Origin of the sequence: Dactylosporangium sp. CA-152071, assembly GCF_050936335.1 — a bacterium.
In the GTDB taxonomy this organism is placed as follows: Bacteria; Actinomycetota; Actinomycetes; order Mycobacteriales; family Micromonosporaceae; genus Dactylosporangium; species Dactylosporangium maewongense.
Genome location: NZ_JBNJMZ010000001.1, coordinates 532,782 through 546,651, shown reverse-complemented (window position 1 = coordinate 546,651; position 13,870 = coordinate 532,782). Strand labels below are relative to the sequence as shown.

Annotated in this window: 17 protein-coding genes; 9 read left to right on the top strand and 8 right to left on the bottom strand. The window is 73.3% G+C overall.

Going from position 1 to position 13,870, the window contains the following annotated elements; translation table 11 throughout:
- Positions 1-121: 121 nt before the first annotated feature.
- The gene (locus tag ACQEVZ_RS01845; protein ID WP_344506676.1) at positions 122-328 is read right to left on the bottom strand and encodes a hypothetical protein; all 207 of its coding nucleotides are present in this window, start codon (positions 326-328) and stop codon (positions 122-124) included.
- 95 nt (positions 329-423) lie between these two features.
- Positions 424-804: a MarR family winged helix-turn-helix transcriptional regulator gene (locus ACQEVZ_RS01840; RefSeq protein ID WP_433376573.1), complete on the bottom strand. Its 381-nt coding sequence runs from the start codon at positions 802-804 to the stop codon at positions 424-426.
- A gap of 62 nt (positions 805-866) precedes the next feature.
- Between ACQEVZ_RS01840 and ACQEVZ_RS01835 the strand changes: the two genes are divergently transcribed.
- Complete coding sequence (locus ACQEVZ_RS01835; RefSeq protein WP_433376570.1) at positions 867-1,919, top strand: MFS transporter; 1,053 nt, start codon at positions 867-869, stop codon at positions 1,917-1,919.
- On the opposite strand, the gene ACQEVZ_RS01830 is transcribed toward ACQEVZ_RS01835, so the two are convergent.
- A complete protein-coding gene (locus tag ACQEVZ_RS01830) occupies positions 1,916-3,073 on the bottom strand; it encodes an NAD(P)-dependent malic enzyme (protein WP_433360348.1) in 1,158 nt (385 codons plus the stop codon). The genes ACQEVZ_RS01835 and ACQEVZ_RS01830 overlap by 4 nt on opposite strands.
- Before the next feature lie 15 nt (positions 3,074-3,088).
- Positions 3,089-4,816 (bottom strand): SulP family inorganic anion transporter, encoded by a 1,728-nt coding sequence (locus tag ACQEVZ_RS01825; protein ID WP_433360345.1) that lies wholly within the window; start codon positions 4,814-4,816, stop codon positions 3,089-3,091.
- A gap of 194 nt (positions 4,817-5,010) precedes the next feature.
- Here ACQEVZ_RS01825 and ACQEVZ_RS01820 point away from each other — a divergent pair, with 194 nt between their 5' ends.
- The 6 genes from ACQEVZ_RS01820 (at position 5,011) to ACQEVZ_RS01795 (ending at position 9,395) form a co-directional block, all read left to right on the top strand.
- On the top strand, positions 5,011-5,355 hold the full coding sequence (locus ACQEVZ_RS01820; protein ID WP_433360342.1) for an ArsR/SmtB family transcription factor: 345 nt from the start codon (positions 5,011-5,013) through the stop codon (positions 5,353-5,355).
- 167 nt (positions 5,356-5,522) lie between these two features.
- Complete coding sequence (locus ACQEVZ_RS01815) at positions 5,523-5,903, top strand: hypothetical protein (protein ID WP_433360339.1); 381 nt, start codon at positions 5,523-5,525, stop codon at positions 5,901-5,903.
- A gap of 141 nt (positions 5,904-6,044) precedes the next feature.
- A complete protein-coding gene (locus ACQEVZ_RS01810) occupies positions 6,045-6,815 on the top strand; it encodes a class I SAM-dependent DNA methyltransferase (RefSeq protein WP_433360336.1) in 771 nt (256 codons plus the stop codon).
- Between the two features lie 206 nt (positions 6,816-7,021).
- Positions 7,022-8,179, top strand: a complete 1,158-nt coding sequence (locus ACQEVZ_RS01805) for a CaiB/BaiF CoA transferase family protein (RefSeq protein WP_433360333.1) — start codon at positions 7,022-7,024, stop codon at positions 8,177-8,179.
- A gap of 11 nt (positions 8,180-8,190) precedes the next feature.
- Positions 8,191-8,505: a hypothetical protein gene (locus ACQEVZ_RS01800; protein WP_433360330.1), complete on the top strand. Its 315-nt coding sequence runs from the start codon at positions 8,191-8,193 to the stop codon at positions 8,503-8,505.
- Positions 8,505-9,395, top strand: a complete 891-nt coding sequence (locus ACQEVZ_RS01795) for an MmgE/PrpD family protein (RefSeq protein WP_433360327.1) — start codon at positions 8,505-8,507, stop codon at positions 9,393-9,395. Before ACQEVZ_RS01800 ends, ACQEVZ_RS01795 begins: the two co-directional genes overlap by 1 nt.
- Positions 9,396-9,467: 72 nt before the next feature.
- Here the strand turns inward: ACQEVZ_RS01795 and ACQEVZ_RS01790 are convergent, their stop codons facing one another.
- From ACQEVZ_RS01790 to ACQEVZ_RS01775, 4 genes are all read right to left on the bottom strand, one after another.
- Entirely contained in the window at positions 9,468-10,217 is a 750-nt protein-coding gene (locus ACQEVZ_RS01790) for a GntR family transcriptional regulator (protein WP_433360324.1), read from the bottom strand.
- Positions 10,218-10,385: 168 nt separating this feature from the next.
- The gene (locus ACQEVZ_RS01785) at positions 10,386-10,976 is read right to left on the bottom strand and encodes an HD domain-containing protein (RefSeq protein ID WP_433360321.1); all 591 of its coding nucleotides are present in this window, start codon (positions 10,974-10,976) and stop codon (positions 10,386-10,388) included.
- A 43-nt stretch (positions 10,977-11,019) separates the two neighbouring features.
- The gene (locus ACQEVZ_RS01780) at positions 11,020-11,787 is read right to left on the bottom strand and encodes a PCRF domain-containing protein (RefSeq protein WP_433376567.1); all 768 of its coding nucleotides are present in this window, start codon (positions 11,785-11,787) and stop codon (positions 11,020-11,022) included.
- Between the two features lie 57 nt (positions 11,788-11,844).
- On the bottom strand, positions 11,845-11,976 hold the full coding sequence (locus tag ACQEVZ_RS01775) for a hypothetical protein (RefSeq protein WP_433360318.1): 132 nt from the start codon (positions 11,974-11,976) through the stop codon (positions 11,845-11,847).
- 68 nt (positions 11,977-12,044) lie between these two features.
- Here ACQEVZ_RS01775 and ACQEVZ_RS01770 point away from each other — a divergent pair, with 68 nt between their 5' ends.
- Both ACQEVZ_RS01770 and ACQEVZ_RS01765 read left to right on the top strand, forming a co-directional pair.
- The gene (locus ACQEVZ_RS01770; RefSeq protein WP_433360315.1) at positions 12,045-12,971 is read left to right on the top strand and encodes an aminoglycoside phosphotransferase family protein; all 927 of its coding nucleotides are present in this window, start codon (positions 12,045-12,047) and stop codon (positions 12,969-12,971) included.
- A gap of 107 nt (positions 12,972-13,078) precedes the next feature.
- Positions 13,079-13,870: an FkbM family methyltransferase gene (locus ACQEVZ_RS01765; RefSeq protein ID WP_433360312.1), complete on the top strand. Its 792-nt coding sequence runs from the start codon at positions 13,079-13,081 to the stop codon at positions 13,868-13,870.

Below are 13,870 nucleotides of genomic sequence, written 5' to 3'. Positions count from 1 at the left end.
ATCGGCGACGGGACATGGGGGGACGGGGTGCCTGCGGACAGGGTCTATCACGGAACGTGGGCATGGTGCTTCCAGATCACACGGGGCGGCGTCACGCTCGGACGCTGCGCGGCGGGCGGCTTCAGACGGTGACCGCGCGCCGCGGCGGTGCCCGGTCCGCCGACCATGCCGGAACACATCCCGGGACCGCACGCCGGGCCAAGCGGAACACGATGCACAGTCCGATGTCCCGGGCGGCCTCGATCGCGACCAGCAGCACGGCCACCAACGCCAGCATCGACAGGGCGGAGCGCCTGCCGATGCCGCCGAAGCCGCACCCGTCACGCATGCCGGTCACCATAGCCGTTCGCCGCGGCCACGACCATCGCCCTGCACGGTCGCGTCCGGTGCCGGACTCCGTCGGGCGGGATCAGGCGGGCGGGATCAGGCGGGCATCGGTGAAGGTGCGGCTGCGGACCTGGCGGGTAGCTGGTGCAGGGCGTCGACCAGCGGCCCGAGCTCGGGCAGTTGTCCGGCCTCGGCCAGGGTGGTGGCGAGGACTTCGTCGTGGGCGGGGCGGGCCTGCTCGTACAGGGCCCGGCCCGCGGCGGTGAGCTCGGTGTAGATGCCGCGGCGGTCGTCCTGGCACAGCACGCGGGTGAGCAGGCCGCGGTCTTCCAGCCGGTTGACCAGGCGGGTGGTGGCGCTGCTGGACAGCGCGGCCGCCCGGGCCAGCTGCTGCATGCGCATGTGCCAGCCGTCCTGGCGGGAGAGGGCGTCGAGCACCGTGTACTCCACGACGGACAGCTGGTGCTCCGTCTGCAGCGCCTTCTCCAGCGCCGCGTCGATGAGGCCGTGCAGCGCGGCGAGGGTCCGCCAGCTACGCCCTGGCGGTCTCCGCCGGCGCGGTCGGCCTGACCGCCGCGGTCACGCGGTTCAACCGCAAACATGTGCTCACCGGGCTCATGGTGCTGTTCATCGCCGGGAACCTGACGTCCGCGCTGGCCGGCACCTACCCGGTGATGATGGCCGGACGCGTCGTCGCCGCCCTGTCCCACGGGGCGTTCTTCGGCATCGGCGCCGTCGTCGCGGCCGGTCTCGTCGCGCCGGCCCGGCGGGCCGCCGCCATCGCCATGATGTTCACCGGTCTGACCGCCGCCAACGTCCTCGGCGTCCCGTTCGGCACGTTCCTGGGCCAGCAGCTCGGCTGGCGCTCCACCTTCTGGGCCATCACCGGCATCGGCGTCGTCGCGCTGATCGGCATGGCCACCCTCGTCCCGGCCGGCACGAGCACCGCCACCGCACCGGTGAGCCTGCGCCACGAGATTCGGGCCTTCGCACACCCGCAGGTCTGGTTCTCGTTGCTGATCACCGTCCTCGGCTTCGGCGGCATGTTCGGTGCATTCACCTACATCGCGTACACGCTCACCAAGGTCAGCGGGTTCGCCGCCGGCACCGTGCCATGGCTGCTGGTCCTCTTCGGCGCCGGCCTGTTCATCGGCAACAGCCTGGGCGGCAAGGCCGCCGACCGGTCCGTGACCAGGACGCTGACGGTCGTCCTCGCCGCGCTCACCGCCGTCCTGGTCCTCTTCGCGCTCACCGCGTCCAACCAGGTGCTGACCGTCGTCTCGCTCGCGCTCATGGGCGCGTTCGGCTTCGCCACCGTCCCCGGCCTGCAGATGCGCATCATGCAGTACGCCGGGCAGGCGCCGACCCTGGCCTCGGGAGCCAACATCGCCGCCTTCAACGTCGGCAACGCGCTCGGCGCCTGGGTCGGCGGCGTCACCATCGGCGCCGGACTCGGGTACACCTCGACGCTGTGGGCCGGAGCGGCGCTCAGCTTCCTCGGGCTGCTCGTGCTGCTCGCCGCCACCCGGCACGCCACGTGGGGCCGTTCGCCCGTGCAGCCCCAGCCGGTCCCGGCGGGTCGCCGATCCTAGTTCCGCTGTCCCAACGGTGGATCGGTCGGCTCGGCCTGGTGCGCGCGGCGGCGTGACGCCTCGACGGCAGCGACCGCGGCCGCCACGGTCGAGACCAGCCGGGGATCGAAGGCGTCGGGCAGCAGGCGGTGCGGCCCGAGGACGTCCTCGCCGACCCAACCGGCGAGGACGTCGGCCGCGGCGAGGAGCATCGTCGTGGTGATCCGCCGCGCACGGGCGTTGAGCAGCCCGCGGACGATGCCGGGGAAGGCCGGCAGGCCGGTGACCTGGTTCGGGTGGTCAGGGTGACAGCTAGCGGTCACCGCCGTCGATCCAGTCGTGGGCAGCGGCCCGGCCAGCGCGAACACCACCGGCGGCGCCTGCATCGTGTCCACCAGCCGCCGGTCCAGCTGCCCGTCGGTGTCCAGGCCGATGACGGCGTCGGCGCCGGCGACGGCCTGTGCCGGGCCGCCGTGCAGTCGTCGCGGGCTGGTGCGGTCCGCCGGCCAGGCGGCGTGCTCCGGCAACGCGTCGACATCGGGGCCGGCGATCGCCTGCCCGGTGCAGACGGTCACGTCGCGGGCGCCGGCGTACAACAGCAGCCGGGTCACCGCATCGCCGGTCACGCCCCCGCCCAGCACGGCGATGCGGGCGGTGCGCAGGTCCTTGCCGGCGACGCGCAGCGCGTTGCGCAGCGCGGCCAGCACCACGACCGGGGTCGCGTGCTGCTCGTCGTGGAAGACCGGGACGTCGAGCGCGATCCGCAGCCGGCGCTCGAGGTCCCGGCATCCGGGTGCGGCGAAGCCGGTGAGATCGATGGCCCCGAACGTGGGCGCGATCGCCCGGATGGTGGCGACCAGGCTGTCGGTGCTGGGGGCGTCGCCGGTGCTGACGCAGATCGGCACGGCGTCGATGTCAGCGATGCCGGCGTACAGGGCGGCCTTGGCCTCCAGCAGCGGCAGTGCCGCGACCGGCCCGACGTCGCCGACGCCGGGCAGGGCGCTGCCGTCGCTGATCACCGCGATGCGGTCGGGGCGGCCGGTCACCTCGGCGGCGGTGTCCGGCCGCGCGGCGATCGCGGCCGCGAGACGGGCCGCCCCGTGCGTGTACAGCGATGCGAGGTCCTCCGCCGAGCGGGCCGGGTCACGCGGCCGATCCCAATCTGAGGCCTTCATGAATTGCAGAGTTTATCAATTCTGCGACTCCAGTGGGTCGGCAGCACGATCCACCGCGCCCGTGGGGTCCGCGGGCGAGTGTGCGTGCTGCTCTTGCAGGTGCACCCGGGCACGCGCGATGGCGGCCGGGGTGTCGGGGAAGCGGGGCAGCTCGTCGGCGACGCCGAGGGCGGTGAGCACCTGGTCGTGGTGCGGGGCGATGCCGGACAGCAGCACGGTGATGCCACGGCGGCGCAGCCGGGCGATGGCGTCGCCCAGCACCTGCGCGCCGGTCGCGTCGACGGTCGTGACCCGTGACATGCGCAGGATCACCACCCGGACGTCGGCGACGTCGGACAGCTCGATCAGGAAATGGTGGGCGGCGGCGAAGAACAGCGGGCCGTCGAGCCGGTACGCGACGATGTGTTCGGTCAGCAGCTGATGTTCTTCGTCGCTGTGGTCGGTGGTGTCGAGCGGGACCTGTTCCAGCCGCACGCTGCGGGCCACGGCCCGCAGTGCCAGCACCACGGCGGCGCCGAGTCCGACCACGACCGCGGCGACGAGGTCGACGGCGACGGTGACCGTGAAGGTGAGGGCGAGCACGACCGCGTCGCCGCGGGTCGAGCGGGCCAGTGCCAGCAGCGCGCTGGCCTCGACCATCCGGACCGTGGTGGCGAGCAGGACGCCGGCGAGGGCGGCCAGCGGAATGCCGGCGACGAGCGGGGCGGCGACGAAGATGATCGCGGCCAGGACCGCGGCGTGGGTCAGGGCGGCGAGCCTCGAGCCGGCGCCGGCCCGGACGTTGACGGCGGTCCGCGCGATCGCCGCGGTGGCCGGAATGCCGCCGAAGACCGGGCTGACGAGATTGGCCAGGCCCTGGCCGAACAGCTCCCGGTCGGGGTCGTGATGCTGGTCGACGCTCATGGCGTCGGCGACCGTGGCGCAGAGCAGGCTCTCCAGCGCGGCGAGTGCGGCCACGGCCAGCGCGGAAGGCAGCAGTCGGGCGAAGGCGTGCGGGTCGAGGAAGTCCAGCGACGGGGCGGGCAGGCCGGCGGGCAGCGTGCCGATCCGGGCCATGTCGGCGTGCAGGGCCACGGCGAGGACGGTCGCGGCGGCGACCGCGATGAGCGACCACGGCAGCTGCGGGCGCCACCGACCCCCGGCCAGCATCGCGGCGGCGACGCCGAGCGCCGTCAGCACCGGCGCCGGCGCGGGATCGGCGACGAAGCGCAGCACGGCGTCGGCGGCGACGGCCCACACCTTCGCGCCGTGCGCGTCGGCGACGCCGAGCGCGGCGGGCACCTGCTGGAGCGCGATCACCACGGCGATCCCGGCGGTGAACCCCTCGATCACCGGGGTCGGCAGGTATCGCACATACCGCCCGAGCCGGGCCACCGCCAGGGCGATCAGGATCGCGCCGGCCATCGCCCCGACCATCAACACCCCGGCCGGCCCGAAGGCCGCGACGACCGGCACCAGCACCACGGTCATCGCCCCGGTGGGCCCTGACACCTGCAGGTTCGAACCGCCGAACACGGCGGCCACCGCACCGGCGACGACAGCGGTCACGAGCCCGGCCCCGGCGCCGAGCCCGGAGGAGACGCCGAAGGCCAGGGCCAGTGGCAGCGCCACCACGGCGACGGTCAGTCCCGCCAGCAGGTCCCGCCGCGGGCCGCGGCGCGCCGCCGTCCAGTCCGACCGCCGGGGCAACAGGCCGGCCACCCGTGTGGCGACGCGACGGACAGCCTCTGCGTGGACCGTCATCCCGCCACCTCCGTCAAGACCACGCCGCCGCCGTTTCGCAGACTTTATCAGTTCATAAAGTCTTCAAGTCGATGGTCATGCCGCACCGCCCCGGGCGCATCCGCCCCGCCGGTGGAGTCCACCTGCGACGGCGTTGCCCGTCCCCAGCGGCTGATAGCCTTGCTGCCATGGCACGGGGCGGAGGTGGGCGCAGCATGTCGGTGCCGCTGTACCAGGCGAAAGCGGAGATGTTTCGCACGCTCGGCCACCCCGTGCGCATCCGCGTGCTGGAGCTGCTGCAGGACGGGCCACGCCCGGTCCGCGACCTCCTGGACGAGATCGAGGTCGAGGCATCGAACCTCTCCCAGCAGCTGTCCGTGCTCCGGCGCGCCGGGTTCGTCACCTCCTACCGTGAGGGCCCCCTGGTGATGTACGCGCTGAGCACCCCCGACCTGGCGGAGCTCCTCGCCATCGGGCGGAGGATCCTCGGCGCCGTGCTCAGTGATCGGGACGGCCTGCTGGACGAGCTGCGCGCGCACTCGCAAGAGACGTCCGGGTAGCCACCGCGCATTTGCACACCTCTGCGTGGCTGCCGGCTACTCGCCGTCATGAAGGTGTGATAAATTGAAAAAGTCTTCAACTCGCTCGGCTGGCATCCCCGCGGATGGATGAGGTTCAGGCCGACCCGCCGGGGCAACGACGCGCACCTGGGAGGTCGGGGGCCAGCATGCCGGCAGCGCAGCGGACAGCCTGGGACGCCTACCTCACCGTGACCGGCGGGCTGCTACCGGCCGTGGGCGAGGAGCCGATTCGTGGGGCGGCCACCGGCTGTGAGCTGCGCGGGTTCGTCGTGCGGATCGAACGGTACGCACCGCTGTGGGGTGCGGACGGCCCGATGCTGCTCGCCGCGGCGCGCGCGGCGCAGGCGCTGCATCAGCGCGGCGATCGGACCGCCCTCGCCGATCTGCTGCGGGCCATGGCCGACCGGCTGTACCTGATCTCGGCCCGCCCCGGCCCGTCACGATGCGAACCCCGCGCACGCGGCCTCCGCAACGAGGGCGTGTACGGTACAGCGCCACCGCACCGGCGAGGAGGGACCCATGGGTGACAGCACCACCGCGCCGCCCGGGACGCCGCGGGCGGCCGACCGCAGGACCGCCGGAACGCGCCCGCGGCAGACCCGATGCGGCGCGCATGCCGTCCGCTACGCCATGACCAGCGCCCGCCGGCCGACGAAAGAACGACGCACATGCCCCACGACCAGGATCTCGCCGCGGCCTACGAACTCATCTACACCGTCGCCGCGGGCAAGGACTACCAACGCGAGGCCTACGACATCACCGACCTGATCCGGCGGCGCAACCCCGCGGCGGACAGCCTCCTCGACGTCGCGTGCGGCACCGGACTGCACCTGTCCCACTTCCGCCACAGCTTCGCGCACGTCGAGGGACTGGAACTCGCCGAACCGATGCGCAAGGCCGCCGTCGATCGTCTCGACGGGGTCGCGGTGCACGTCGGCGACATGCGCGACTTCCGGCTCACCCGGACGTTCGGCGCGGTCACCTGCCTGTTCTCCTCCATCGGCTACGCGCGGTCGGTCCAGGAGCTCAACCAGACGCTGACCTGCCTTGCCGCACATCTGGAACCCGGCGGCGTCCTGGTGCTTGAGCCATGGTTCACCCCGAGCCAATGGATCTCCGGACCTGTCGACACCGGCACGGCCGCCGACGGCCGGCGCCATCTCACCAGGATGTGCGTGTCCCACCACGCCGGCACGACGTCGACGCTGACCATGCACTACCTGCTCGGTGAGCCGGACACCGGCATCCGGCACTGGAGCGAGGAGCACACCCTGACGCTGTTCACCGACGAGCAGTACCGCTCCGCGATCCGCCAGGCCGGCCTCCGCGACGTGCAGTGGATTCCCGGTACGCACGACCGGCGACCACGCATCAGCGCGGTCAAGCGCCGCTGGGCACGGCCGTCCATTCAGCGGTCCGGCGCCGGCCCGGCAACGTAGACGCTTGACGGGACGCTCTGGAGCGCATGCCGGCACCGCCGCTGATCTGCGCTTCGGCAAGATCGTGCGCCGGGTGAAGGACTGCGGCGGCGTTGACATGGGTCGGCGCATCGGGGCAATATGGCCGTACAAATGCCTAGCTTGTCCGATGGAGGCGACATGAAGGTTCCGACGGGCCGGCCGGGCGCTCTCTGGAAGACACGGTGATGGGCCCGCTGGAAGGCATCACCGTCGTCTCGCTCGAGCAGGCCGTGGCGGCGCCGTTCGCCACGCGGCAGCTGGCCGACCTCGGCGCAAGGGTGATCAAGGTCGAGCGGCCCGGCTCGGGCGACTTCGCCCGGCAGTACGACGAGACCGTGCGCGGCATGTCGTCACACTTCGTCTGGCTCAACCGCTCCAAGGAATCCATCGGACTGGACCTGAAGTCGGAGCACGGGCGCCGCGTGATCCATGCGCTGGTCGACCGGGCCGACGTGTTCGTGCAGAACCTCGCCCCGGGGGCCGCCGACCGGCTCGGGCTCGGCGCCGCGCAGCTGCGCGCCCGGCACCCCGGACTGGTCCACGCGTCGATCTCCGGCTACGGCGCCGGAGGGCCGTACACCGAGAAGAAGGCCTACGACCTGTTGGTGCAGTGCGAGGCCGGCCTCGTGTCCGTCACCGGCACGCCGGAGGACCCCGCCAAGGTCGGCATCTCCGTGGCCGACATCGCCGCCGGGATGTACACCTACACCGGCGTGCTGACCGCGCTGATCCGCAAGGGCCGCACCGGTGAAGGCGCCACGCTGGAGATCTCCATGCTGGAGGCGCTGGCGGAGTGGATGGGTTTCCCCATGTACTACGCCCGGTACGGCGGCACGCCACCCGTGCGCAGCGGCGCCTCGCACGCGGCCATCGCGCCCTACGGGCCCTTCGACTGTGCCGGCGGCGAGCGGGTGTTCCTCGGCATCCAGAACGAGCGGGAGTGGGTGGTCTTCTGCGAGAAGATCCTCGGCCGGCCGGAGCTGGCCACCGATGAGCGGTTCGCCACCAACAGCCTGCGCGTGGCCCACTCCGGCGCGCTCCGCGCGGAGATCGTCCGGGTGTTCCGGGACCTGGCCGCCGCCGAGGTCATCGACCGCCTGGAGGATGCCGGGATCGCCAACGCCCGGCTGCGTGACATGGCCGGTCTGGTGGAGCACGAGCAGCTGGCGGCGCGCGACCGCTGGCGGCAGGTCGGGTCCCCGGTCGGCCCGCTCATGGCGCTGGTGCCACCGGTCACCATGGACGGTCACGAACCGGTGATGGCACCCATTCCGGCCCCGGGCGAGCACACCGAGCGGATCCTGGCCGAACTGGGCCTGGAGGGGACGGGGGCGCCGGCGTGAGCCACGGCGAGATGACGACGACCCGGTCCGGTGCCGCGCACGCCCTGGCCGGCTGGGCGGCGGCGCTGGACCCGAGCGCCGAGGAGTTGGCGCTGGCCGATCGGTCCCTCGTGGACACCGTGGCCGTCGGCCTGGCGGCGCACCGGGAACCGGTCATCGGCATCACCGCGGACCTGCCGGAGGAGGCGCGCTGGGCGTTCGCCTGCCACATCCTCGACTTCGACGACCTGCACATGCCGTCGACCTCACACATCAGCACCGTCTGCGTCCCGGTCGCGCTCGCCCTCGGCGGCGGTGCCCGGACCTATCTGGCCGGCGCGGGGTGATGGCCCGGCTCGGGATCGCCCTCGGCTGGCCGCACTACTCGGCAGGCTGGCACGCGACCACGACCTGCGGCGCCCTGGGGGCGGCGGCCGGGGCCGCGGTCGCCCTGGGGCTGGACGCCGACGGCATCGCCCGGGCCATGGCACTGGCGGTGCCGGCCGCCGGGGGCGTCCAGCGCAGCTTCGGCACCGACGGCAAGCCGCTGCAGGTCGGTTTCGCCACCCACGCCGGGGTGCGGGCGGCGCGGCTGGCCGCCGCCGGCGCCGGCGCGGACCCGCGGGCCGTCGACGACTGGCTGGCACTGCTGGGCGGCTCGCCGGACCGCTTGACCATCGACGGGCCGACCGTGCCCGGAGGGCTCGCCGTCAAGCTCCATCCCTGCTGCTACGCGTTGCAGCGCCCGATCGGCGCCGCGGCCAGCCTGCGCCCGGCCGTGCCGGATCCGGCGGCGATCCGGCGCATCGTCGTGCGCACGCCTCGGGCGAGCGTCCAGCCGCTGATCCACCACCGGCCGGACACCGGCCTGCAGGCCAAGTTCAGTCTCGAGTACGCGGTGTCCGCCGCGCTGCTCGACGAGCACGTCGGCTTCGCCGCGTTCACCGACGACGCGGTACGCCGGCCGCCGGCGCGGCGCCTGGTCGACCTCGTCGAGACCGAACTGACCGACGGCGGGGACCACCTGCTCGCCGGCGAGGTGGCGGTCGAGGTGCACGCCGACGCGGAGGTCCACCGCGCCACGCTGACCTACCCGCCCGGGTCGCCGCAGCACCCGCCGCTCGACGGCGCCTTCGACAGCAAGGTCGCCGACTGCCTGGCCGGCCTGCCCGTGACGGCCGCCGACATCTCCTGGGACCGTGCCGCGGATCTGCTCCGCGCGCACCTGGGCGTCTGAGGAGGGCTGTCCGGATCTCGGCGGGACGTCCGCCTACCGTCTCGTCGCGCCGAAGATCAGAACGCGGCGATCTCAACGCGCGGTGCGGCGCAGCCGGACCCGGTACGTGTAGTGCCGCGGCAGGAAGTAGCTGATCGCCAGCTCGACCGGCGAACCGCTGGCGGTCGAATACACGCGGTCGACCCTGAGCAGCGGCTCGCCGACCCCGCAGTTGAGCACCTTCGCCAGGTCCGCGTCCGCGGCGACCGCCGTGATGCTCTGGTCGGCCTCGACGACCGGATCGTCGAACAGCGAGTCGATCAGCCCGACCACGGTCAGCGTGCTGGTGCGCCCCGCCGCCGGGAGTTCGGTCGACTGGAGCAGGCGCTTGCCGATGGTCGGGGGGACGTACACGGTCGTCACGCAGAACGGTGTCTCGTGGTGGCGGCGCAGGAACGTCATCGAGTAGACGAAGTCGCTCGTCAGCTGCAGGCGGCCGGCCGCGTCGATGTCCGCCTGATGCCCGAGCGGATGCACGATCTCCATCTCGGTGTCGATCGACAGCGCCATCAGGTCCTCGATCGACCCGACCTGGCGGAGGTACTTCTCGTCGGGGTCGCTGACGAAGGTCCCGCGGCCGGGCACGCGGGTGACCAGGCCCTCGTTGACGAGTTCGAGGAACGCGCGCCGGACCGTCTGGCGGCTGACGCCGTAGGTGGCGGCGAGCTCGGCCTCGGTCGGGAGTGGGCGTCCGTCCTTGAACTCGTCGCGCAGGATCGCGTCGCGCAGCTCGCGTGCGAGCGTGCCATACGCCGCTTCGTTGCCGCCTGTGCGTCGAGCCAAGCGAGGATGCCAATCTGCTCGGGGCCGTCCCTGGCTTGGCGGGGACGGCTGGTGGCTGCGCTGACCGTGAACTCAAGGCCACATGGCTGAGTGCCTTGCTTCGCCCGCGTGGCACACAGCCTAGCGCATTTGTACGGCCATATCGCAGTGGGGCCCCGAGCGTGCGGGTCAGGTGGCTGGATGGGAGTCGAGGGGGTTGGTGGCGATCCGGGTGGCGACGTCGGTGCGGACGGAGGTGCCGGCGGGGCTGTCCGGCTTGCGGGCGGCCTGGTCCTGGAAGCAGGCGAGGAACTCCGTGCCGAAGCCCAGGCGCGGGTAGCGGGCGAGCAGGTCCGCCCGGGAGTCGGGCGGGAACGCGTCGGCGTGCCGGCCGGCGACCTCCCAGCTGCTGGCGACCTGGAGCAGGTGGGACTCTGGGTCTGCGGTGGGCGAGACGTCGCTGTGCATGTGCTGGACGATGATCTCGGCGGCTCTGGCGGCGCGGTGGGGCGGCCAGCCGGACGCCACGGCGAAGGTCCAGGCCATGTGCCCGCCCGCCTCCTCGAAGGGCAGGTGGTGGCTGTCGAACGGCTCGGTGAGGCCGATGTCGTGCAGCAGCGCCGCGACGTACAGCAGCTCGTCGTCGAAGGCGATCCCGCGGGCGGTGCCGTACGTCGCCGCCCAGAGGTAGGAACGGACGCAGTGGTTGAGCAGGGCGGGCGAGTAGTAGCGGGTGGCGACGGACAGCGCGGCCGCGGTCGTGGGTGTCTCCGGCGTCATGGGCTCAGCTCTACCGCGGGGACGGCGGCGGGTCGTCGTCCTGTCAGGGTGAAGGGCGGCGGGCAGCGCCGTCGAAGTCGGACGGGGCCGTGTACCCGCGGACGTCCCGCGGCGCGCCGCGCGTGACGAGCAGCCGCGACCGGATGATCCGGATCGCCTCCGCCTTGCGGTGCCGGGCGCGGCGGTCGTAGGGGAGGCCCACCCCGATCCCGGTCGGCAGGTGTCTGATGTGGAGCGTCGACCTGGTTTCGCCGGCGCGGCTCGGGCCGCGGACGCAGTACAGGTCGACGCGCAGGTCCTCGTCGGCGAGCGCGACCGGGTCGTCGTCCTGCGCGAGGGGCGACACCTCCACGAGGGCGTGGCCGGTCCGCGTCCGTCCGTGGTCGAACGGGTCGGCGGCGGTCATCGCGTGCCGGCCGTCCTCGCCGCGCAGCAGGCCGTATGCGTACGGTGCGGCGAGCACCAGCGTCGCCTCCCGCAGCCCCACGTCGGACGCGTGGTGCTCCGTCACGACCTCGGTGGGCAGGCCGTGCAGGTCCGCCCACTGCCGGTACATCCGCAGCAGCGCCTCGGCGAGGACGGTCGAGGCCGGGTCGTCGGGTGCCGCGGCCCGGACGAGCACGACGGCGCCGTGCGTGTCGTAGGCGCCGTCGAGCCGCATGCGGACCTGCACGGCGGCGACGGCGTCCTCGAGGGCGGCCAGCTCGCCGGCGAGGTCCTCGAGGACCGCGGTGTCGTCCTCCGCCAGGGCCATCGCCAGCAGCGCGGCGGCGTCGGCGAGCCGGTCCCGCACGGCGGCGGCCCGCCGCAGCTCACCGGCGACGAACGCGAGCCGGGTCGTGACGCTCAGGCCCCGGGCGGGATCCCTTCACAGGTCGGGCGCGGCGGCCTCGTCCCGCAGGTCGCGCTCGAGCCGGCGGAGGCGGTCGAGGCCGGGCTCGGCCGAGGCGAGGTCCGCGCCGAGGCGGCGCACCTGCCCGGCCAGGTCATCGGCGGTCATGGTGTCCAGCGTACGGCGCGGCCGCACAATTCGGTTGCCACCGGGCGCCCGGCTTGTGATGTTGGGGCGTGACCACCGATCCGGAAGACGCCGTCCCAGTGCCGGACCGGCGGCTCGTCGATGCGGATGTCGTGCGGCGGCTGGTCGCCGCGCAGTTCCCGCAGTGGGCCGGCCTGCCCGTGCGGCCCGTCGCGGTCAGCGGCTGGGACAACCAGACGTTCCGCCTCGGTGACCGCATGTCGGTGCGACTGCCGACCGCGGCGGAGTACGCGCTGGCGGTACAGAAGGAACACCGCTGGCTGCGAAGGCTCGCCCCGCACCTGCCCCTGCCCGTCCCCGCGCCGCTGGCGATGGGCGAGCCGGGTGAGGGGTTCCGCTTCCACTGGTCGGTGTACGGGTGGATCGACGGCGACCCGGTCGGCGCCGGCACGGTCACCGACCTGACCGGGTTCGCGGCCGATCTGGGCGCCTTCCTGGTCGCGCTGCGGCACGCCGACCCGGCCGGAGGCCCCGAACCCGGGCTGCACAACTGGTTCCGCGGAGGTCCGCTGCGGGTGTACGACGCGCAGACCCGGCGCGCGGTCGAGGCGCTCGGCGACCTGGTGCCCCGCGACGCCGTCACCGCGATCTGGCAGGAGGCGCTGCGGGTCCGGTGGGACGGCGCCCCGGTGTGGTTCCACGGCGACATCGCCCCCGGCAACCTGCTGGTGCGCGACGGCGCGCTGGCCGCCGTCATCGACTTCGGCACCTGCGGCGTCGGCGACCCCGCCTGCGACACGGCGATCGCCTGGACGGTGCTGTCCGGCGCGAGCCGCGCAGCGTTCCGCGCCGCGCTCGGCATCGACGACGGCACGTGGGCCCGCGGCCGGGGCTGGGCGCTGTGGAAGGCGCTGATCGTCTACGCCGGCGCCCTCGACACCGACCCCGCGACCGCCGCCGAGGCCAGTCGCGTCATCGGCGAGGTGGTCACCGAGCACGCGGAGTCCGGCCGCTGACCGGCGCGCCGAGACCTTAGTGATCTCCCTACCGGATCTGCCGGAGTGTTGCCGGTGATCTCCGGCGGCGCGCGGCGCACCGGCCGGCGCGCGGAAGGACGGGTCCGATGACGACGCACAGCATGCGCCTGCCCGACGGCAGGACGGTCTGGAGCCTCAACCGGAGCGAGACCGAGTACCTGTACCGGGAGATCTTCGTGGACAGGGTGTACCTGCACCCTGACGGTCTCGACCTGCCGGACTCGCCCGTCGTCGTGGACGCCGGCGCGAACATCGGGCTGTTCAGCCTGTTCGCCGTGGCGCAGTGGCCGGGCGCGACCGTCCACGCGTTCGAGCCGGTGCCGGAGGTGTTCGACGTGCTGTGCCGCAACGCGTCCGGGACCCCCGGCATCCAGACTCACCAGCTCGCGCTCGGCGAGCACCCGCGGCACGCCAGGATCCGCCACTACCCGCAGTACACCATGATGTCCGGCATCGACGCCGAGCCCGAGGCCGACCGGGCCCTGGTCCGCGCCTACATCGAGAACACGGCCGCGGACCTGGACGAGGAGCTGCGCCAGGTGGTCCTGGGCCGCCTCGACGAGATGCTCGACGGCCGGTTCGAGCAGCGGCTCGTCGACTGCCGGGTCGACACGCTGCCCAACGTCGCCGCGCGGGCCGGCCTCACCCGCATCGACCTGCTGAAGATCGACGTGGAGGGCGCCGAGCTGGCCGTGCTGCGCGGCCTGGACGAGACGACCTGGGACCTGGTGCGGCACGCCGTCGTCGAGGTCGCGTCGCCCGGCGGTGAGCTGGCCGAGGCGGAGAAGCTGTTCGCCGCGCACGGCCTGCGGACCAGCACGGTGCAGTTGCCCGAGTACCGGGGGACCGCGCTGTACTTCCTGTACGCGAGCCGGTGA